This is a genomic window from Hyphomonas neptunium ATCC 15444 (genome assembly GCF_000013025.1).
Classification (GTDB): Bacteria; Pseudomonadota; Alphaproteobacteria; order Caulobacterales; family Hyphomonadaceae; genus Hyphomonas; species Hyphomonas neptunia.
This window is the reverse complement of record NC_008358.1, coordinates 2,231,966-2,251,471: the sequence shown is the minus strand read 5'-3', so window position 1 is coordinate 2,251,471 and position 19,506 is coordinate 2,231,966. Positions and strand designations below refer to the sequence as shown.

19 protein-coding genes are annotated in these 19,506 nt (G+C 61.9%); 9 read left to right on the top strand and 10 right to left on the bottom strand.

Annotated features, from left to right (window positions below; translation table 11 throughout):
• From HNE_RS10700 to rpsF, 4 genes are all read right to left on the bottom strand, one after another.
• Complete coding sequence (locus HNE_RS10700) at positions 1-1,491, bottom strand: replicative DNA helicase (protein ID WP_011647159.1); 1,491 nt, start codon at positions 1,489-1,491, stop codon at positions 1-3.
• A 171-nt stretch (positions 1,492-1,662) separates the two neighbouring features.
• The gene (rplI, locus tag HNE_RS10695; RefSeq protein ID WP_011647158.1) at positions 1,663-2,247 is read right to left on the bottom strand and encodes a 50S ribosomal protein L9; all 585 of its coding nucleotides are present in this window, start codon (positions 2,245-2,247) and stop codon (positions 1,663-1,665) included.
• A 12-nt stretch (positions 2,248-2,259) separates the two neighbouring features.
• Positions 2,260-2,517 (bottom strand): 30S ribosomal protein S18, encoded by a 258-nt coding sequence (gene rpsR / locus HNE_RS10690; RefSeq protein ID WP_011647157.1) that lies wholly within the window; start codon positions 2,515-2,517, stop codon positions 2,260-2,262.
• 20 nt (positions 2,518-2,537) lie between these two features.
• A complete protein-coding gene (rpsF, locus tag HNE_RS10685) occupies positions 2,538-2,876 on the bottom strand; it encodes a 30S ribosomal protein S6 (RefSeq protein ID WP_011647156.1) in 339 nt (112 codons plus the stop codon).
• 213 nt (positions 2,877-3,089) lie between these two features.
• Here rpsF and fabD point away from each other — a divergent pair, with 213 nt between their 5' ends.
• The 8 genes from fabD (at position 3,090) to gmk (ending at position 9,379) form a co-directional block, all read left to right on the top strand.
• Positions 3,090-4,040 (top strand): ACP S-malonyltransferase, encoded by a 951-nt coding sequence (gene fabD, locus HNE_RS10680; RefSeq protein WP_011647155.1) that lies wholly within the window; start codon positions 3,090-3,092, stop codon positions 4,038-4,040.
• A 2-nt stretch (positions 4,041-4,042) separates the two neighbouring features.
• Complete coding sequence (locus HNE_RS18735; RefSeq protein WP_011647154.1) at positions 4,043-4,201, top strand: hypothetical protein; 159 nt, start codon at positions 4,043-4,045, stop codon at positions 4,199-4,201.
• A gap of 3 nt (positions 4,202-4,204) precedes the next feature.
• Positions 4,205-4,942 carry a 3-oxoacyl-[acyl-carrier-protein] reductase gene (fabG, locus tag HNE_RS10675; protein ID WP_011647153.1) on the top strand — a complete coding sequence of 246 codons (738 nt, stop codon included), beginning with the start codon at positions 4,205-4,207 and terminating at the stop codon, positions 4,940-4,942.
• 112 nt (positions 4,943-5,054) lie between these two features.
• Positions 5,055-5,288 (top strand): acyl carrier protein, encoded by a 234-nt coding sequence (locus HNE_RS10670; RefSeq protein WP_011647152.1) that lies wholly within the window; start codon positions 5,055-5,057, stop codon positions 5,286-5,288.
• Between the two features lie 14 nt (positions 5,289-5,302).
• Positions 5,303-6,589: a beta-ketoacyl-ACP synthase II gene (fabF, locus tag HNE_RS10665; RefSeq protein ID WP_011647151.1), complete on the top strand. Its 1,287-nt coding sequence runs from the start codon at positions 5,303-5,305 to the stop codon at positions 6,587-6,589.
• Positions 6,590-6,814: 225 nt separating this feature from the next.
• Positions 6,815-7,852, top strand: coding sequence for an endolytic transglycosylase MltG (gene mltG, locus HNE_RS10660; RefSeq protein ID WP_011647150.1), 1,038 nt, complete (start codon positions 6,815-6,817; stop codon positions 7,850-7,852).
• Positions 7,852-8,736 carry a YicC/YloC family endoribonuclease gene (locus HNE_RS10655; RefSeq protein ID WP_011647149.1) on the top strand — a complete coding sequence of 295 codons (885 nt, stop codon included), beginning with the start codon at positions 7,852-7,854 and terminating at the stop codon, positions 8,734-8,736. The genes mltG and HNE_RS10655 overlap by 1 nt, the downstream gene beginning before the upstream one ends.
• Positions 8,726-9,379, top strand: coding sequence for a guanylate kinase (gmk, locus tag HNE_RS10650; protein ID WP_011647148.1), 654 nt, complete (start codon positions 8,726-8,728; stop codon positions 9,377-9,379). The genes HNE_RS10655 and gmk overlap by 11 nt, the downstream gene beginning before the upstream one ends.
• Here gmk and rsmA read toward each other — a convergent pair.
• The 6 genes from rsmA to plsY all read right to left on the bottom strand — a co-directional run bounded on the left by rsmA (position 9,376) and on the right by plsY (position 16,871).
• On the bottom strand, positions 9,376-10,233 hold the full coding sequence (rsmA, locus tag HNE_RS10645) for a 16S rRNA (adenine(1518)-N(6)/adenine(1519)-N(6))-dimethyltransferase RsmA (protein WP_011647147.1): 858 nt from the start codon (positions 10,231-10,233) through the stop codon (positions 9,376-9,378). The two genes, gmk and rsmA, sit on opposite strands and share 4 nt — an antisense overlap.
• Positions 10,230-11,237, bottom strand: coding sequence for a 4-hydroxythreonine-4-phosphate dehydrogenase PdxA (pdxA, locus tag HNE_RS10640; protein WP_011647146.1), 1,008 nt, complete (start codon positions 11,235-11,237; stop codon positions 10,230-10,232). Before pdxA ends, rsmA begins: the two co-directional genes overlap by 4 nt.
• A gap of 51 nt (positions 11,238-11,288) precedes the next feature.
• On the bottom strand, positions 11,289-12,536 hold the full coding sequence (locus HNE_RS10635; RefSeq protein WP_011647145.1) for a peptidylprolyl isomerase: 1,248 nt from the start codon (positions 12,534-12,536) through the stop codon (positions 11,289-11,291).
• A 141-nt stretch (positions 12,537-12,677) separates the two neighbouring features.
• A complete protein-coding gene (locus HNE_RS10630) occupies positions 12,678-14,876 on the bottom strand; it encodes an LPS-assembly protein LptD (RefSeq protein ID WP_160162621.1) in 2,199 nt (732 codons plus the stop codon).
• 259 nt (positions 14,877-15,135) lie between these two features.
• Positions 15,136-16,251 (bottom strand): DNA-processing protein DprA, encoded by a 1,116-nt coding sequence (dprA, locus tag HNE_RS10625; RefSeq protein WP_011647143.1) that lies wholly within the window; start codon positions 16,249-16,251, stop codon positions 15,136-15,138.
• A complete protein-coding gene (plsY, locus tag HNE_RS10620; protein WP_011647142.1) occupies positions 16,248-16,871 on the bottom strand; it encodes a glycerol-3-phosphate 1-O-acyltransferase PlsY in 624 nt (207 codons plus the stop codon). Before plsY ends, dprA begins: the two co-directional genes overlap by 4 nt.
• 452 nt (positions 16,872-17,323) lie before the next feature.
• Here plsY and HNE_RS10615 point away from each other — a divergent pair, with 452 nt between their 5' ends.
• The gene (locus HNE_RS10615; RefSeq protein WP_011647141.1) at positions 17,324-19,501 is read left to right on the top strand and encodes a S9 family peptidase; all 2,178 of its coding nucleotides are present in this window, start codon (positions 17,324-17,326) and stop codon (positions 19,499-19,501) included.
• Positions 19,502-19,506: the final 5 nt, after the last annotated feature.

Sequence of the window (19,506 nt, the reverse complement as noted above, 5' to 3'; positions counted from 1 at the left end):
CTACTCCAGAATATCTTCCGTCATCCGCGATTTATCGAGGTCACCGAACCGTGTGACGTTCGCATCGAAGGCGAGCTTCACGGTGCCGATCGGCCCGTGACGCTGCTTGGACACAATCACTTCCGCCGTTCCATAAACCTGGTCCATACGCGAGCGCCAGGCTTTCCATTTGTCGTTTGATGTCGGATCATTCGGATCGGCGGCGGGCTCTGTCCGAGCGAGGTAGTATTCCTCCCGGAACACGAACATCACGATGTCGGCGTCCTGCTCGATCGAGCCCGATTCGCGAAGGTCTGAGAGTTGCGGGCGCTTGTCGTCGCGCTGCTCAACGGCGCGCGAGAGCTGCGACAGGGCGACGATGGGGACGTTGAGATCCTTCGCCAATGCTTTGAGCGCAGTGGTGATCTGGGTCACCTCCTGAACGCGGTTTGCCTGCCCGCCGGAACTCGAAACGGTGATGAGCTGGAGATAGTCGATCACGATCATGTCGAGGCCAACCGAGCGCTGAAGGCGCCGCGCGCGGGCTGTCAGCTCACTGATAGAAATACCGCCGGTATCGTCGATATACAGCGGCAGGTTCTGCAGCTCTGAGGTCGCTTCGACGAGCTGTTCAAAGTCCGCCTTGGTCAGATCGCCCTGGCGGATGCGGTGGGCGTTGATGCCGGTACGTTCGGCCAGAATACGCGTGGCAAGCTGCTCGTTCGACATCTCGAGCGAGAAGAAGGCGACGACCGCGCCGTCCATCGTCTTTTTGGAGCCGTCTTCCTGAGTTTCGTATTTGTACGCGGCGGCGGCATTGTAGGCGATGTTGGTCGCCAGCGACGTTTTCCCCATCGAGGGGCGGCCGGCGAGGATGAGAAGGTCGGACCGGTGAAAGCCGCCGAGCTGGTTGTCGAGATCGCGCAGGCCGGTCGGGATGCCGGCAATTTTGCCGCCGCGCTTGAACGCGGCTTCAGCCGTGATCAGCGATTCGGCGAGCGCCTCGGCAAAGCTAGAAAAGCCCCGTTCTGCGCTGCCGCGTTCAGCCAGATCAAACAGTGCGCGCTCGGCCTTGTTGATGAGACTTGAGCCGGTGTCGTCCTGTTCCGGCATGATCGCCTGGGACTGAATGGTGCCGCCGACCGTGATCAGCTCGCGCCGGATGGCAAGGTCGCGGATGATCCGCGCATAATCCTTCACCTCCGGCCCGAAGGCTGCGGCGTCGAGCAGGTCCACCAGATATTTGGCGCCGCCGATTTCGGCGATCTTTTCCTTCTGCTCGAAATATTCGCGCAGCGTCACGCCGTCTGCGACCCGTCCGGTCTGAATCATGTTGGACGCAACCGCATACACTTCGCGGTGCGCGGGCGCGTAGAAGTCAGGCGGCGTGAGGATGTCCGCAATGAACTGGTAGACGTTATTGTCGAACAAGATTGCGCCCAGCACGGCGGCTTCGGCGGCAAGGTTGTTCGGCGGCGAGATGGAACCGCTTCCCGGCTTTTGCTCAGACATTGGCACCCCCGTGGCGCAAACGTTTACTATAGCAAGCGGAGTTTGATTTGCGACTCATGGAGTCAGGATCAGGGCAATTTCTGTGAGTCGCCGCGCGCAGTCCGGGCAAAGAAAAACGGCGGCCCCGAGGAGCCGCCGTTTTGGAATATATGGCTTGGGCCGGAGCGAAGATTACTCTTCGTCGCCGCCCATGTCGCCGCGTTCGGCAGCGGCTGCTGCGAGTTCGCCGGCCTGCTCGTCGGCTTGCGCCTGATTTTCAGCCTGCAGCGCAGCAACGATGTCTTCGCCTTTTTCCTGGCGCTCGGCTTCTTCGGTCGAACGGGCCACGTTCACCTGGACTTTCACGCTGACTTCAGCGTGCAGGCGGACCGAGACTTCGGAAAGGCCGACTGCCTTGATTGGCTTGTCGAGACGAACCGCGGCGCGGTCGACCTTGTAGCCAGCGGCTTCAGCTGCTTCTGCAACGTCGCGGGCCGTAACCGACCCGTAAAGCTGACCGGTTTCGCCAGCCTGACGGATCAGCACGAAGATTGCGCCTTCGAGATTATCCGCTTCGGTCTGAGCTGCGTCACGCGCAGCCGCGTTGCGGGCTTCGATGGCGTCACGCTCGATTTCAAACCGCTTGCGGTTCTTGTCGTTGGCGATCAGCGCTTTGCCCTGCGGGATGAGGAAGTTGCGTGCGAAGCCGTTTTTGACGCGGACTTCATCACCGATTTTGCCGAGGCGGTCGATGCGCTCAAGGAGGATGACTTGCATGGTGTCTTCTCCTTACTTCACTTCAAACGGAATCAGGGCCAGCATGCGGGCGCGTTTGATCGCCTGTGCAAGCTTGCGCTGGTTCTTGAGGTTTACAGCCGTGATGCGGCTCGGCACGATTTTCCCTTTTTCAGAGATATAGCGCTGGAGCATTTTCACGTCTTTGTAATCGATTTCCTGCGCGTGTTGTCCGGTAAACGGGTCCACCTTGCGGCGGCGGCCGAACGGACGGCGGGCTGGAATGTTCGTGATGTTGATTTTCTGTGCCATGTGATCTGTCCCTCAGCCGGTTAGTCGCGGCGGCGTTCTTTGCGAGAGAGAACCGGCGAAGGCTCATCACTCAGCGTTTCGACGCGGACGGTCATGTAGCGCATCACGTCTTCGGCGATGCGCTGGCGGCGTTCCAGTTCGTGGATCGCGTCAGCCGGGCCGTCGATGTTGATGAGCGAGTAGTGGCCCTTGCGCTGTTTCTTGATCGGATAAGCGAGGCTGCGAAGGCCCCAATATTCCGTCTTGCCAACAGTTGCGCCTTTTTCCTTGAGGAAAGTGGTCATCTCTTCGATGAAGCTTTCAACCTGGGCGGGCGAGATGTCAGGTCGTGTGATCACGACATGCTCGTATAGTGCCATGTTTTCATTCCCAAATGTAAGAAGATGCGGCACCAGAGAGCGGGAAACTCTTCTGACGATGGCCCCTCTTTCACCGGCTCATTCCGGATAGTCGAGGACCGCACCTTACTATGAAGAGGCGCTCTTAAGCCTATCCTTGTGGAAAATTCAAGCGCTTGCATGCCGGGAGGACGCGCTTTACGCACGCCAAAAAACGCAGGAGACAGGGTAAACATGACCCTCGCATTCATTTTCCCCGGACAGGGCAGCCAGGAAATCGGCATGGGCAAGGCACTCGCCGACGCCTTTCCTGCCGCAAAAGCAGTGTTTGAAGAGGTGGACGCGGCGCTCAGCCAGAAGCTCTCCTCCGTGATGTGGGAAGGCGATATTGCCGAGCTGACCCTCACCGCCAACACCCAGCCCGCCCTGATGGCCCACTCCGTGGCCGCCATGAGGGCGCTTGAGGCGCATTTCGGCATTTCAGCGAAGGATGCGGCGTTTGTCGCCGGCCATTCGCTGGGCGAGTATTCCGCGCTGGCTTCGGCTGGTTCGATCAGTGTGTCTGATACCGCGCGCCTCCTGCGCATCCGCGGCAATGCCATGCAATCTGCCGTTCAGCCAGGGCAGGGCGCTATGGCGGCCCTTCTGGGGGCCGATTATGCCCAGGCTGAAGCTGCCTGCGCCGCGGGCCGCGAAACTGGCGGCGCGTGCGACATTGCCAATGATAATGCCCCCGGCCAGCTTGTCATCTCTGGCACCAAGGCGGCGATTGACGCCGCCATTGTCTGGTCGCAGGCCAATGGCGTGAAGAAGGCTATGGCGCTGAACGTATCGGCGCCGTTCCACTGCGCCCTGATGCAGCCAGCTGCCGACGCGATGGCGGCAGCGCTGGCAGACACCGAGATCAAGGCCCCGGCTGTGCCCCTGGTGGCCAATGTCAGCGCCAGCGCAGTCACAGATCCTGAAACGATCCGCCAGAATCTGGTCAAACAGGTGACAGGACGGGTCCGCTGGACCGAAAGCGTGCAGTATATGGTCGGCCAGGGCGTTACCATGACGGGCGAGGCCGGGGCGGGCAAAGTGCTCACGGTGATGCAACGCCGGATCGAGAAATCGCTGAACGGCTTCACCCTCGGCACCCCTGAGGACCTGGAAGCCTTCGCCAAAGCCATCAAAGAGAGCTGATCATGATGGAGCTCGCGGCGTTGCTGCTGAACGATTTCAGGACTTATGTGTTCGTGTTTGTTGTTCTCGTCGTCGCGCTCGAGCTTTATCGGCGGCACAGGAAGAATCAGGCGCCGAGAATTCCTGCGAAGGATTACTGGCGGCAAGACAAGGAAAAATAGAGCATGTTTGACCTGACCGGCCGCACGGCCCTTGTTACCGGCGCATCGGGCGGCATTGGCCGCGCCATCGCCCAGGCGCTTTCCGATTGCGGGGCAAAGGTGGCTCTCTCCGGCACCCGCGAAGCGGTCCTGCAGGAGGTTGCCTCCACCCTGAAGGGGGAAACGGCCATCGTGCCGTGCAACCTGTCTGATCCGGCTGCTGTGGACGCGCTGGTCGGGCAGGCGGAAGCGGCCATTGGCCCGCTGGATATTCTGATCGCGAACGCCGGCATCACGCGCGACAAACTACTCATCCAGATGAAGGATGAGGACTGGAATGATGTGCTCAATGTTAACCTGGGAAGCTATTTCCGCCTGACGAAATCAGCTGTCAGGGGAATGATGAAGCGCCGCCATGGCCGCATCATTGGAATCACTTCGGTCGTCGGCGTTACCGGAAATCCGGGCCAGACAAATTATTGTGCATCAAAAGCGGGTATGATCGGCTTCACAAAATCGATCGCTCAGGAGGTCGCTTCAAGGGGCATCACGGCCAATACAATTGCACCTGGCTTCATCGAATCACCGATGACCGAAGGCCTGCCGGAAGCCCAGAAAACGGCGCTTTTGGGGCAGATTCCAACAGGAAGGCTCGGTCAGGGCGGCGACATTGCTGCTGCGGCAGTGTATCTTGCTTCGAATGAAGCGGCTTATGTCACCGGCCAGACGCTGCACGTAAATGGCGGTATGGCAATGATTTAGGCCCAGCAGTCGGGCATCAGACTAGGGCTTGGCGCTCATCCGTAGTGTGTGCTAGGCGCAACACAATGGTTCGAATAAGGACCAGTCATCAGACATATCGAGAGAGGTATTCATGTCTGACGTTTTTGAACGTGTGAAGAAAATCGTAGTCGAGAACCTCGACGTGGAAGCAGACAAGGTTGTTGAGAGCGCAAGCTTCATCGACGACCTCGGTGCGGACTCGCTGGACCTCGTCGAACTCGTGATGGCTTTCGAAGAAGAGTTTAACATCGAGATCCCTGATGACGTGCAAGAGTCGATCCGTTCGGTCGGTGACGCCGTCTCGCACATCAAGGCCCACGTCTAAGGCGCTGGGTTGTCATGTCGAAGCGTCGTGTTGTCATCACCGGTATCGGTATTGTTTCTCCTCTGGCCAATGGCCGGGAGGCGACTTGGGAGCGTCTGATTGCCGGTAAATCCGGCGCAGGCAAGATCGACAATTTCGACGCTTCGGACCTGCCGTGCAAAATCGCTTTTCAGGTTCCGTGGGCCTCTGGCCGCGGCGGCGGAGAAGGCGATGAGCACGCTTTCGATCCTGATAAAGTGCTGTCCTCCAAGGAACAGCGCCGGATCGACGAGTTCATTCTGTACGGCATTGCCGCTGCAGACGAGGCGTTGGCCGATTCCGGCCTGAAGCTCGAAACCGATGATCAAAAAGAACGCGCAGGCGTGATGATCGGATCTGGTATCGGTGGTCTTGAGACCATTTATGAAACCTCGATCACACTGCATGAGCACGGACCCCGGAAGGTCAGCCCGTTCTTCATTCCGGCGTCGCTGATCAACCTTGCCTCTGGACAGATTTCGATCCGGCATGGCCTCAAGGGCCCCAACCACTCTGTTGTTACGGCCTGTGCGACTGGCGCGCATGCGATCGGCGATTCTGCGCGTCTCATCTCTTACGGCGATGCTGATGTGATGGTGGCCGGTGGGGCTGAAGCGGTGATCGGCAGACTTGGCATTGCGGGTTTCTGCGCCGCCAAGGCCATGTCGACCAGCTTCAACGATACGCCCGAGAAGGCATCCCGCCCTTATGACAAGGATCGGGATGGTTTCGTCATGGGTGAGGGCGCTGCTGTGCTCGTGCTTGAAGAGTATGAACACGCCAAGGCACGCGGCGCGAAGATCTACGCTGAAGTGGCGGGCTATGGCCTGACCGGCGACGCGCATCACATCACCGCGCCGGCTGAAGGCGCCGAGGGCGGCTATCGGGCCATGAAGATGGCGCTGAAAAATTCCGGTATCGACCCGGCCGAGATCGACTACGTCAATGCTCACGGCACCTCCACGCCGAAAGGCGATGAGGGTGAGGCTGGCGCCGTCGAACGCGCGTTCGGCGATCACGCGAAGAACATCTCCATGTCGTCAACCAAATCGGCTGTCGGACACCTGCTCGGCGCCGCTGGCGCGATCGAGGCCGCATTCTGCGCGCTCGCGATCCGTGACCAGGTCATGCCGCCGACGTTGAACCTCGACAATCCGAGCTTCGAAACCGTGCTTGATCTCATTCCGCACAAGGCCAAGAAAGGCCGCGTTCGCGCAGCCATGTCGAACAGCTTTGGCTTTGGCGGCACCAACGCATCCCTGGTTCTGCGCAAGGTCGATTGATCCTGCCACTTGGCCATCTGTTACACGAACGAACCGCTGGCCCACAGGCTGGCGGTTCTTTCATATCGGCCGGATGCGAAGTCCAAGTAACGCCTGACAGCTCAGCGACTCATGGCAAGCTTTGTGACATATCGTTTATTGCCTGATCCGGCTGCGGAGTATGCTTTTCTGTAGTCGCCTGACCGGGTTACAACTCCGCGCTGGGACACGTAGCGAGAGGTTTGCATGGGATTTCTGAGAACGCTCTTCGCCTGGGTGTTTGTACTGGCATTCATTGCTGCGGCCGCAGTCGTCGCAGGCTGGGTCTGGCTCAACAATGAAATGACCCGGCCTGGTCCTTTGCAGCAAGAAGTCGTCTTCATGGTTTCCGAGGGCGATACGTTGACCGCTGTTGCCGGGCGGCTGGAAGCGGAAGGCATCATCAAGGATGACCGCATCCTTCTGCTGAAAAGCCGGATCGACGAAGAAATGCAGAGCGAGATCCCGCACGTGAAGGCGGGGGAATATATTCTTGATCCTGCCATCAGCATGGCTGCTGTGCTCGCCATTCTAACTGAGGGCCGCTCGGTTCTCCACAAGATCACTCTGCCTGAAGGCCGAACGACCGCGCAGCTTCTCCGCATCATCGAAACCGATGAAACACTGGAAGGCGAGATGCCCGAAGTGTTGCCGGAAGAAGGCACGCTGCTCCCCGACACCTACATGTTCCATCGCGGCATGACACGCCAGGCGCTGATCGAGAAGGTTCAGAAGGCGCAGGCCGATGTGCTGGCGGAACTCTGGCCGGAGCGGCAGGAGGGCCTCCTGCTCGAAACACCCTATGAGGCGGTTATCCTGGCGTCCATCGTCGAGAAGGAAAGCGGCATTGCCGCAGAGCGAGACGAGATCGCCGCCCTGTTCACGACGCGGATGAAGCGGGGTATGCGCCTTCAGAGCGACCCGACAATCATCTACGGCATTTCCAAAGGTGAGCCGCTCTATAACAAGCAAGGCCAGCGCCGGACGCTCTATCGCTCCGAAATTGATCGGCCTACGGAATGGAACACATATCAGATCGATGGTTTGCCAAAGACGCCGATCTGCAACCCAGGTCGTGAAGCCATTGCAGCGGTTCTGAACCCTCCGGAAACGGAATATATTTTCTTTGTCGCAGATGGGAAAGGCGGGCACCTCTTCGCCAAGACCCTGGCGGAACACAATCGCAATGTTGCGGCCTACCGCGCTTACGAGCGCGGCGAAATTGAACGGGAGCGGGCAAACTGATGGGTACACTGTCGGGGATGACGGGGTTCGCGCGGGTAACCGGCGAAGCCAGCTGGGGCGGGTGGGCCTGGGAGGCCAAAAGCGTCAATGGCCGCTCGCTGGATGTACGCGTAAACCTGCCGCCGGGCGCTGAGCAGCTCGAGCGTGAGGTCAAGGCCATGGCGGCAGCACGCTTCAATCGCGGCTCGCTCCAGGTCAGCCTGCGTATTGAACTTGCTGCATCGGGCGCCGCGGCCGTTATCAATGAGGCATTGCTTTCGGAGCTCGCCCAGGCGGCGCGCAAGGTTTCCGGGCGCGAGCTTTCCGCCGAAGCCATCGCGACACTGATGTCGGTAAAGGGCGTCGTCGATGCCGGATCAAGCTCCACCCGCGATATAATGGATGAGGCGGTGCTTGCGCTGCTCTCCACTGGCGCCGCGCAGGCGCTCGACGAGCTTGCCGAAGGACGCAAATCTGAAGGCGCCTCACTGGAGGGTCTTCTTGGTGATCTCCTCAACCAAATGGAGCACTTGAAGGCTGAGGCAGAGACCCACGCCGCGAGCCAGCCCGAGCTGATCCGCGCGAAATTGACGAAACAGCTTGAGGATTTGGACCGCGAAGGGCGGGTGGACGCCGAGCGTTATGCCGCCGAAGTGGCCCTGTCAGCGGCCAAGGCGGATGTCCGCGAGGAGTTGGATCGTCTATCGGCGCATATCAAGACGGGCCGCGAATTGCTCAGTGCAGGCTCGCCGGCCGGGCGCAAGATTGATTTTCTGGCGCAGGAGCTGAACCGCGAAGCCAACACCCTCTGCTCCAAATCCATCAGCCTCGATTTGACGAATGCGGGCCTTGGCCTCAAAGGGGTGATCGACCAGTTCAAGGAGCAATCGGCCAATGTCGAATAGCGGACATCCCAAAGACCGGGGCAATCGCCGGGGCCTGATGCTGGTGCTTTCCAGCCCCTCGGGCGCGGGCAAGACCACGCTGTCCCGGATGCTGCTGGAAGAGTTCGGCGATGTGAAGCTTTCGATCTCCGCCACCACCCGGCCTCCGCGCCCCAATGAGGTTCACGGCGAAGACTATTACTTCAAGACGCCCGATGAATTTCACAGGATGATCGAGCGGCGCGAATTCCTCGAATGGGCGCATGTCTTCGACAAACATTACGGCACCCCGAAAGCCGACACGGTTGCCCGCCTCGAAGCGGGTGAAGACGTCCTGTTCGATGTGGACTGGCAGGGGGCCGACGCGCTGCACGATCAGATGCCCAATGATGTGGTCTCGGTGTTCATCCTGCCGCCCAGCATTGAGGCATTGCAGGCGCGTCTTATGGGCCGTCCAGGGTCAACGCCGGAACTGGTTGCCCGCCGCATGGAGGACGCCAAGCGCGAGATCATGCACTGGCGGCGCTATGACTATGTCATCGTCAATGATGATCTCAACGTCGCCTACCAACGCCTCAAGCGCATCCTGCTGGTCGAGCGGCTGAAGCGCCTGCGCCAGATTGATCTGGAAGATCACGTGCGCGCCCTGCTGGGCGAAGCTTAAGCCAGGCTTGTTGCCAGTTTGCGGAATTCCGCCTGTGTAAGCGTTTCGGCGCGCGCGGTCGGCTTGATGCCGCAATCTTCCAGCCAGGCTTCGGCTTTCATCCCGCGCTTTTTCGCGAAGGGTTTCAACGCGGCGCGCAGCATCTTGCGGCGCTGGCCAAAGGCGGCGCCGGCAATCTGTTCCAGCAGCGCAAGGTGCTCGAAGCGCTCGCCCGGCGGCAGTGGTTCAAACTCGACGACAGCGCTATCAACCTTCGGCGGCGGCCGGAACGCGCCTGGCGGCAGAGTGAAGGCAATACGGGGACGTGTCACTGCCTGCGAGATGACAGCCAGGCGGCCATAGGCATCGGTATCGGGCTGCGCGCAGATCCGCTCGGCCACTTCCCGCTGGAACATCAGCGCCATGGGGCCGCGCCAGTCACCGGCTTTCAGCCAGTCGATGAGCAGCGGCGTGCCGACATTGTAGGGAAGGTTGGCAATGATCATCACGGGCGTTGCGGCGCCCGCTTCCTGCAACACCTTCTCCCAATGCACCTTGCGGGCATCTCTGGCGATCACCTGCAGGCGGCCGTTTTTAGCCTCCGGCCAACTCATCAGCGCTTCGGAAAAGCGTGGGTCGGTCTCCACCGCGATAAGCAGGGCCGGTTCTTCGTTCAGGATGGCGCGCGTCAGACCGCCAGGGCCGGGGCCGACTTCGATGACCGTCTTGCCCTTGAGCGGGCCAGCAGCATTTGCGGCGCGTTTCAGGATGCTGGGATCGAACAGAAAGTGCTGGCCCAGCGCCTTGCGGGCGGGGGCATCGGTCAGCGCCGGGTGACTGCCGTTGTCGTCGCCATAGTCATGGTCGTTGTTCATGTGGGGCTCCTCGCCCAATTGGCGGCTTGTTCCCGCGCAGAATGAATGGCGGCGATCAGGCTATCGGCCTTGGCCGTTCCGGCGGCGGCTGCGTCATAGGCTGTGCCATGGTCCGGGCTCGTGCGGATGATCGGCAGGCCCAGCGTTGTGTTCACGCCGCCCCACATGTCCAGTGTCTTGACCGGTATGAGGCCCTGATCATGGGTCATGGCGATCACGGCGTCGAAACGGCCACCCAACGCCTCGGCAAAAACGGTATCGCCTGGCCGGGCGTCCGAGATGTCGAGGCCCTCATTGCGCAGCTCGGCAGCGGCCGGGTTGATGATCTCCACCTCTTCGCGTCCGATTGTGCCGTCCTCTCCTGCGTGAGGGTTGAGGCCGGTGAAGGCAATGCGCGGGGCAGGAATGCCGAACTGGCGTGTCAGCGCTGCCGCCGTGATACGGGCGATGCGCTGCAAGCGGCCATCAGCCAGCGCGGCGGGAACAGCGGTGTAAGGCATGTGGATTGTTGCCAGTGCCACGCGGAGCCCGCCGCCGGTCAGCATCATGACAGGTTCGGGCGCCGCGCCGCCATCTGTCGCGCAAAGGCTGGCGATGAATTCCGTATGGCCGGGAAAGCGAAAGCCCTGACCGTAGAGCAGCGCCTTGTGAATGGGATTGGTGACAACCGCGCCGGCGATGCCCGCCAGCGCATGGGCGGTCGCCGTTTCGATGGACGTGATAATGCCTGCCGCTGTGTCCGGATCAGGTTTTCCCGGTGTCACAGGGCGCGCATCGCCCCGCGCCAGCACGGGCAGCGCGCGAGAGAACACGCGCGCCGCATCGCCCGGTGAAGCGATCACTTCAGTGGGGGCGCCGCAGTAAAGTCCCGGCCAGCCAACAACATAGAACGCGCTGGCGGGATTATCCTTGAGCGCGTGCCAGGCAGCGGCCGTGATCTGAGGTCCGCATCCGGCAGGGTCGCCCATGGTTAGGGCCAGAGGAAGGAGGGAAGGCGAGGTCACGCGCGGGGGTGTCGCGCCAATCGCGCAGCGGATCAAGCGGAATCGCCTGTCCTAGCGGTAGATGATGGTCGCCAGGCGGCGAGCATTGCGCAGTTCCCGCTCGGAGATCATGTTCAACTCCCGCGACTTGAGGGAGCCTTTGAGGTCTTCGCGCGAGGGCAGCGCTTCGGCGCCATCCTGACGGCGGCAGACATACATGACCGCAAGGCCAGAGCTGACCGCGAAGATTTCAGTCGGCTGGCCGACATCGGTCGCGAGGACGAGGCTGCGGCCTTCGGGGCCGAGTTCATCGACATTGATGTCTGCAATGTCCTGCGCGCGCAGGCCGGAGTTCGTGTTGGCAACAGACTGGACGTCATCGCAGCTGTTGATACGGCCGATTGCCTCGGTGAGGGTCGCTTCGACGCCGTCAGCGGCAACGAGGCGCTTCAGATCCACGCGGGTAACCGGTTCCGCCGGTTCGCGCTTGCCACCGAGCAGGATGATGTAAATGCCATTCTCGGTCTGGATCGGCTCCAGCAGACCATTGCCGGAGCTATTCCTCACGGCCTCGGCGATGGTCGGATCAATATCCTCGATCGTAACCCAGCCCATGTCGCCGCCTGCGGCCGCTGTCGGCGCAGAGGAGATACGTTGGGCGGCAACGCGGAAGTCGGCGCCCTGCTGAAGCTGGCTGATGATGGACTCAGCGGCCGTCAGCGCTTCGGTTTTGGTGGCTTCGTCCGGAGCGTACAGGAAAATCTCGCCAATCCGGTATTGGGTCTTCTGAGATGCCGTGCGCAGACGCGACATCTGATCGTCGACCTGATTCTCTGAAATGCGGATACGGTTTCCGTAAAGCCCGCTCATCAGGCGGTTCCAGGCGATTTCAGCGCGCATCTGCTCTTCAAGGCTGGCCGGGTTTACACCCGAGGAGGTCAGCTGCTCGCGGAGAACCTCGCCGGTCACGCCCGCCTCGCTCGCCATATTCTGAACCGCGGCGTCAATTTCGACAGGATCAACCTCAACCTCGAATTCGGACACGCGGTCGAGCTGCAGTTTTTCGTCGATCAGCTGCTCAAGCGCCTGGCCGGTGATCTGCTGAACCTGTTCCTGAGTCGGCTGCGACGCGCCAATCGTCAGAAGGAGGAGGCGCGCGCGCTGGCGAACGTCCGAGTAGGAGATCGGCTTGTCATTAACGATAGCGGCGATGCCCTCAAGCGTTTGCCGGTCCGCTTCCTGCGCGCTGGCGGGCGAAACGGGCGCGCCGAACACGCTGATCGCGGCAAAAGCTGCTGCCAAGAACACCACACGTACCATACGACGTCTCCATGGCTCCCCGAGGGTCGGGAACAAGCCTGTTTTTCGCTTCCGGACCTTACAAGTCTCGTTTCATCGTGCAACGTGCCGCTACAGTCACCAGCTAAGATTGCTGCACTTCGTTTGTTTTGAAATTTCACATTATTCGAAGCTGTCAGACCCGAAATTGCCCAGAGACAACAGCGAAAAGCGGACCTGGAAGCTTTCGGTTGGGCCCAGGGTCCGGTCTCGCAACTCCGAGCGGTTGTACAGCAGCTCAAACCGCGAGCAGTCATCTGTGTAGGCAATACCGATTTCCTGCCGCGTGTTCACATTCCGGCTGATGTCCCGAAGCTGGCCGAAGACAACGGAGTAGCGGTCGGTAAACTGGATCTCACCGCGCAGAAAAATGCCTTCGTCCGAAGTTCCGGCGGGGCTGATACGCTCGTCGATCTTGTAATACTGCCCGACAGCGCGGAACCAGTCGAATGAGGTGGCGGCGCGCATGTCGAAGCGGCTCAGCGAGAGGTCTTTCTCGTCGAGGCGCACCCGTGAGCTGAGCTCCAGCTTTTTGCCCATCTTGAGGCTCGCCGAGGCCAACCAGTCGGACGATTTGCCATCAAGGTTGCTGGCAACATCGAATGCCGGGTCCGCGCGAGAGCGCCAGCGGCGTCCAACCGTGGTGGAAACTTCCGTGCCGTTCTTCCAGAGTGCCCGCGCTGTCAGGCCGGCGCTGACCTTTCCGTCGCCTTCGTAGAGGTCGAAATTGCCGAAGCCATTGGCTTCAAACAGGCTCGATTCGTCGAATTCGTAGAGCAGGCTGTCTTCGACCGGGATCGCCGGGTCATTCACATTCGAAAAGCCCCAGGCCGCCATGACGGCAGGTTCCAGCATCAGATCGACATTGGTGCCTGGACGCACCATTGGATAGGCGAGTTTTGCGCCCGTATTGCCGACGGCGCGGGCGACCGAGTCCTTCCCGCTGACATCCTCGTCGAGCATGTAGTAATCGCCGCGCAGCTCCGCGAAGGGCTCGAAGGTGAAGCCGCCGGGCAGGATTTTCATCGTGTTCCAGTCGCCGCCGAGGCTGGCGCGGTGGCTGTCAGCGCCCACTTCGCGGGTCAGGATGGCGGTCGAAGCGGTAACAGACGCGAAGCCATATGCCCCGAGATCCCAGTATTTATCGGCGTAGGCGAGCGGCGATACCAGTGGCAGGCGGGCGGCATCATCTTCGCCGCGCAGGCCCTGGAAGTTCAGAAGCGCCGCGTCGGTGTAGTAGCTGTCGCCCTGGCCGGTGACGAAGACCTGCGAGAGCAGGCGGCGCGGCTGGTTTGAGTACAGGCCGCGCTTGTCGCCCTGTCCGCTGATGTCGTAGCGGCGGTCGTAAAGGTCGTCGGTCTGGGTTTCGACGCCGAAGCCCCATTTCCATTCCGGCGAGATGGCAAACAGGCCGTTGCCATAGAGATGCCCGCGGAAAGTCTCTTCGCCGAAGGTTTCGCCGTCACTATCAAAATCGGCTTCATGTGTGAAGCTGGTCTCGAATTTCACAGCCCCGGAATAGAAGCGTTTCCGGAAATCCACGCCGAGCAGCGGGTTCACATTCTGCATCACCATGGGTGAAATGGTGATGTCGGAATGGTCCGAGACTGCCCAGTAATAGGGCTGTTTGTAGAAGGCGCCGAGCGTGGACGAGAGGCCCGCATTGGGCATCAGCAGGCCGGAGCGGCGCTCCGAATTGGGGTCCGGATGAGACAGGTAAGGCAGATAAAACACCGGAACGCCGCCAATTTCGATGACGGCGTCGCGATAGGAAATCATCTGCGATTCTTCGTCGAGAACCGCGCGGCGCGCCCGAATCGACCAGGTTGGCGTCGTGTCTTCTTCACACAGTGGGCAGGCCGTGTAGACGACGTGTTCCAGAGCATTGATGCCGTCGGAGCGCCGGATGGCGGATTTGGCGGCCACAGTGGCATCGCCGGGCAGGCGGGCGGAGTAGCCGATGGCGTAACCGTCTGTCAGGTCCGGGCCGACATCGACTTCCTCGGCAAATTGCTGGCTGCCGTCTGCCTCGGTGATGATGACATTGCCGGATGCGCGGGCCCGCTCGGTGGTGCGGTCATAGATCAGCCGGTCGGCACGCAGGACGCGGCCCTGATGGAGCGCTTCGACATTCCCTTCGGCGATGATCGTGTTGTCAGCGGAGTTTTCGTAAACGATGTCGGCTTCCAGCACGACGCGCTCGTCTGTGACTGTAGTGGCGGCTTCAGGTTCGGCTTCAGCTTCAACCTCGGTCTGCGCATAGGCCGCGACCGGCAGGACGGCCGAAAAGCCGGCCAGAAGCGCATAGTGAGACCATTTCACCACAGACGGCATCCTGAACTACCCGTACACAACGCCCCACCCGGCAGTTGGCGCCGCGTTTCTCCCGAAAAATGAGGCTTAGAGAGGAACCGCCGGGGCGTCCAGCCATCCAATTGCCGGGAGGTGCAATCGATCCGTTACAGTGCAGACAGGCCACAGCCAAAACCCTGCAAATCGCGGCCATACCAGCGCCATGCCCGGTCAGCCGGGTGACAAAATGGGACAAATCGGGACAAGTCAGGACAAATCGGGACAGGAATTACACAGCCCTTGCCGCCATTCCGCCCGGAAAGGTGATCGCCTCGCCGGCGAGTTCCAGCTCCATCAGAATCGCTCCGGCGCGCGCCGCAGAGACGCCGGCCGCGCGCGCGATTTCGTCCAGCGGCATGGCATGGGGGCTGAGCGCTTCGCGGACCCGTGCAAGTTCGGAGGGCGGGATCGCCTCGCCGCCGCCATGGGCCGCGTCATACAGCTCGGCCGGGGGCGCAGAGACGCGCAGCAGGGGCAGAGCGCTGAGCACTTCCAGCACATCGCCGGCATGGCGCACGAGGGCGGCGCCATTGCGGATGAGGTTGTTGGTGCCCGCCGCGCGCGGGTCGAGCGGGGAGCCGGGAACGGCCATCACCTCGCGGCCCTGTTCATTGGCGACGCGGGCGGAAATCAGCGAGCCGGACCGTTCGGCCGCCTCGACGACGACCGTGCCGCGCGCGAGGCCCGTGATGATGCGGTTGCGGCGGGGAAAGTCCTGCGCCTTGGCGCGGTGGCCAAAGGGCATTTCCGAAACGATAAGCCCCTGTTGGGCGACTTCGGCATAAAGCCGGTCATGCTTGGGCGGATAGACGTGATCAATGCCCCCGCCGAGCACGGCGACCGTTCCTGTGGAGAGGCTGGCAGCGTGGGCCTCGCCGTCGATACCGAGGGCGAGGCCCGAGACGATGGTATAGCCGGCCTTGCCGAGCGCAGCGGCCATATCCCGCGCGATCTTGCGGCCCGCGGCGGAGGCATTGCGCGCGCCGACAATGGCGCAGGTGGGCCCGGCCGAGAGGGCCGCATTGCCAAGCAGGGTGAGCACTGGCGGCGGGGGATCAAGCGCGTGCAGAAGGGCGGGATAGTCCGGCTCGCAGCTTGCCACGATGCGGGCGCCATATTTTGCGACCGCGTCGATTTCCCGGGCAATAACATCCGCAGGCGGAATGGTGATCGATTTCCCGCGTGCGGCGCGGCTGGCGATTTCGGGCAGGGCGGCGAGGGCTTTTCCGGCATCGCCATAACGCAGCATCAGCTGGGCAAAGGTAACCGGGCCGACATTTTGCGTGCGCGCCAGGCGCAGCCAGTCAAGGCGCTGCCCGTCCGTGAGGGGACGGGGCAGGCTCATGCCTCCGGCGCGTCTTTCTTCTTGGCGCCAAAGCGGGGCTCGGTGCCCTTCAGGAGACGGCCGATATTTTCCCGGTGGGTCCAGAAGACAAACACCGAGAGGAGCGCGAGGCCCGCCAGGATCAAGCTGTTGCGTTCGCCCATCAGCCAGGCGCCGGGCGGCACAGCGACTGCCGCCGTCAGCGCGGCGAGCGAGGAGATGCGGGTGAGCGCAAAGAGGCCAAGCCAGACCGGCGCGGCCACGACCAGCCCGTGCAGCGGCGAGACGAAGGCGAGGAGGCCCGCATAGGTGGCGATGCCCTTGCCGCCCTTGAAGCCGAGCCAGACCGGATAGCAATGGCCAATGAAGGCGGCAAAGCCCGCCACGAAGCCCACTTCCCGGCCCGCCAGCAGCGTGAAAGCAAGGGCGACGAGGCCGGCTTTCAGGCTGTCGAGCAGGAAGGTGGCCAGCGCCAGATCCTTGCGGCCGGTGCGCAGGACATTGGTGGCGCCGATGCTTTTCGAGCCGATCTCGCGGATGTCTCCGAGGCCCGCAGCCTTCACGATGACAAGGCCAAAGGGGATGGAGCCCGACAGATAACCGGCCACTGCCGCGAGTGCGTAAAGTGCCCATTCCGGCATGTAGAGTTCCTCGCCCGTCCCTTGGAGGTTTCAAGGTTTAGGGAGGTGTGCCGCGCGGGGCAAGTGGGGTGGAGGCGGTCGCTGGTATCCTCCCCTGCGAAGCGGGGGAGGTGGATCGCGCCGCAGGCGCGAGACGGAGGGGGTGGTTTGCTGCGGAGAGCTGCCCCACCCCGTCATTCGGGCAATCGCATTGCGATTGCTGATCCTCATGACCCCCATAGTCATGGGGAGGGGACAGGTTGTGCGGTTTGAGAGATGTGCTTGTCCCACAGAGCAACATGCCCCCTCTCCATGACTATGGGGTGGGGGTGGGTGAGGTTCTGCTCACAGCCGCCCGGTTGGCCCGATAGAGGGGAGATTGGGCCGCTTTCAGGTTTCCAGCCCGGAGGGGCCTGATAGGGTGTTGGAAGAGGCTGGCGGTGTGCGCGGCAGGATCGGGGAGATTTCGGGTGATGGCTCATGCGTCAGGATTTTCGCGCCGCACGCTGCTGCAGACGATTGCGCTGGGCGCGCTGGCCGGGTGTGCCGCTGGCGCGGGCGGCGGCGCCGCTTTTGCGCCGGGGGCGATTGCCCCACCTGTGGCGCCGCGCATTCCGTTCCGGATCGAGCAGCTGGGCCGCGTGCGCGATGACCCCTACCGGTGGATGAAGTTCATTCCCGAGACGGGCACGCGGGAGATGCGCACGCTGCCGGAGATGATCCGTACACATCTTGAGGCAGAGGCGGCCTATGCCGACGCCGTGCTGGCGCCGGCGCGCAAGCTTCAGCCGGAGATCATTGCGCAGATGGTTGCGCAGCTGCCCGGCAATGACGCCCCGCCGCCGATCTGGGCGGGAGACTGGGCCTATTCGAGCCATTATCCGGAAGGCAGCGAACACGCCGTTTATACCCGGATTTCTGCCCGCGAAGGCGCCGCGCCGGAAGTGTTGCTGGACGAGGCGGCGCGCGCGCAGGGGACGGCTTACTATCGCACCACGGGTCATCAGGCGAGCCCGGATCATCGCTATTATGCGTGGGCAGAGGATGTGATCGGCAATGACCGCCACCGGATCTGCATGAAAGACATGACGACGGCCGCGGTGTCTGTGCTCGTACCGGAAGATGCCTATGGCTATGGCGGGCTGGTGTTCAGCCCGTCCTCACGTTTCCTGTTCTGGATCTGGCGGGACGACAAGAACCGCCCGACGCGGATTTACAGAACGCCCGTCGGCGGGGGCGAGGCTGTTCTGGTGCATGAGGAAACCAATCCGGCGCTCTTTATGCAGATCAAACGGACGGCAGCGGGCGGCTATATCGCGATTACGCTGTCGGGGCCGGATATGTCCGAGGTGTGGCTGGTTCCGGCAGAGGATGAGACGGGGGCGCCGCGTGTCGTTTTCCCGCGCCGGGATAAAGTACGCTATGAGATAGAGGAGTGGAAAGAGGCACTCCTTGTGCTGACTGATGAAGGCGGCGCGATTGATAACAAGCTGCTGTCAATGCCGGCAGGCGCCGCTACGCCGCAGGAGACGCTGGTGGCGCACCGGCCGGGCAGCCAGATACTGGAAGTGTTTCCCTTCGAGAAGGCGCTTGTGCGCTTAGAGCGGCAGGACGGCCTGCATCAGCTGATCCTTCTGTTTGCGGATGGATCAGAAAAGGTGATCGGTTTTGACGAGGCCGCCTATACGCTGACCGTGCCACAGGGGCAGGCCTACGGCGCAGGCGCGTGCCGCATCACGTTCCAGTCGCCGCGGCTGCCCGTACAATGGATGGATGTCGACCTGGAAACCGGCGCGCTGAGCCTTGTGCAGAAATCTGATCGCGCGGGGTATGATCCGGACCAATATGTTGTGGAGCGGGTGTTTGCGCCGGCGCCGGATGGGGCGAGTGTTCCGGTGACGCTGCTAAGCAGGCGCGGGGCGGCGCGGGATGGGTCGATGCCTTGTGTGCTCTATGGATATGGTGCTTACGGCGTCTCCAGCGATCCGGAATTTTCCGTGCCGGCGCTGGCGCTGGTGGATCGGGGCTGGACCTATGCGATCGCCCATGTGCGCGGCGGATCGGAGCGCGGGCGGCAATGGTTCCTCGATGGGCGCCGCTTCAGCAAGCGCAACAGCTTTACAGACTTTGTGGCCTGCGCGGAGCATCTGATTGATCTGGGCGTGACGCGCAAGGGCGCGGTTGTGGCGTATGGATTGTCAGCTGGCGGATTGCTGGTAGCCGGTGCGATGAATGAGGCGCCGCACCTTTGGGCGGGTGTCATCGCGCAGGTGCCGTTCGTGGACATGCTGAACACGATGAGCGACGCGGACCATCCGCTGGTGCCGCTGTTCCGGCCGGACTGGGGCGATCCGCTGGCAGATCCGGAGGCCTATGACTATATGTTCTCGATTTCGCCCTATGAGAATGTTCAGGCCACGGCCTATCCGCCGCTGCTGTGCACGTCCGGCCTGAAAGATGACCGGGTCGGCTATTGGGAGGCGGCAAAGCTCGTCGCCGAAGTGCGCCACACGTCAACCGGCGCCGCGCCCGCGATCCTGGTGCTGGATGCTGATGCGGGCCACCAGTCCAGCGGCGGGCGCGGCGCCCAGTTTCAGGAAATGTCTCTCTACTGGGCGTTCGCGGAACTGGCCGTTTCAGGCGCGCTTTAAGACCG

Bases quoted from the DNA above. Each gene is read 5' to 3' on its own strand.
- plsY (WP_011647142.1), bottom strand. From the start codon at position 16,871: ATGCCGGAATGGGCACTTTACGCACTCGCGGCAGTGGCCGGTTATCTG.
- mltG (WP_011647150.1), top strand. From the start codon at position 6,815: ATGGGATTTCTGAGAACGCTCTTCGCCTGGGTGTTTGTACTGGCATTC.
- HNE_RS10700 (WP_011647159.1), bottom strand. From the start codon at position 1,491: ATGTCTGAGCAAAAGCCGGGAAGCGGTTCCATCTCGCCGCCGAACAAC.
- fabF (WP_011647151.1), top strand. From the start codon at position 5,303: ATGTCGAAGCGTCGTGTTGTCATCACCGGTATCGGTATTGTTTCTCCT.
- dprA (WP_011647143.1), bottom strand. From the start codon at position 16,251: ATGAGCCTGCCCCGTCCCCTCACGGACGGGCAGCGCCTTGACTGGCTG.
- HNE_RS10615 (WP_011647141.1), top strand. From the start codon at position 17,324: ATGGCTCATGCGTCAGGATTTTCGCGCCGCACGCTGCTGCAGACGATT.
- HNE_RS10655 (WP_011647149.1), top strand. From the start codon at position 7,852: ATGGGTACACTGTCGGGGATGACGGGGTTCGCGCGGGTAACCGGCGAA.
- rpsF (WP_011647156.1), bottom strand. From the start codon at position 2,876: ATGGCACTATACGAGCATGTCGTGATCACACGACCTGACATCTCGCCC.
- gmk (WP_011647148.1), top strand. From the start codon at position 8,726: ATGTCGAATAGCGGACATCCCAAAGACCGGGGCAATCGCCGGGGCCTG.
- rpsR (WP_011647157.1), bottom strand. From the start codon at position 2,517: ATGGCACAGAAAATCAACATCACGAACATTCCAGCCCGCCGTCCGTTC.
- fabG (WP_011647153.1), top strand. From the start codon at position 4,205: ATGTTTGACCTGACCGGCCGCACGGCCCTTGTTACCGGCGCATCGGGC.
- rplI (WP_011647158.1), bottom strand. From the start codon at position 2,247: ATGCAAGTCATCCTCCTTGAGCGCATCGACCGCCTCGGCAAAATCGGT.
- rsmA (WP_011647147.1), bottom strand. From the start codon at position 10,233: ATGAACAACGACCATGACTATGGCGACGACAACGGCAGTCACCCGGCG.
- HNE_RS10670 (WP_011647152.1), top strand. From the start codon at position 5,055: ATGTCTGACGTTTTTGAACGTGTGAAGAAAATCGTAGTCGAGAACCTC.
- fabD (WP_011647155.1), top strand. From the start codon at position 3,090: ATGACCCTCGCATTCATTTTCCCCGGACAGGGCAGCCAGGAAATCGGC.
- HNE_RS10635 (WP_011647145.1), bottom strand. From the start codon at position 12,536: ATGGTACGTGTGGTGTTCTTGGCAGCAGCTTTTGCCGCGATCAGCGTG.
- HNE_RS18735 (WP_011647154.1), top strand. From the start codon at position 4,043: ATGATGGAGCTCGCGGCGTTGCTGCTGAACGATTTCAGGACTTATGTG.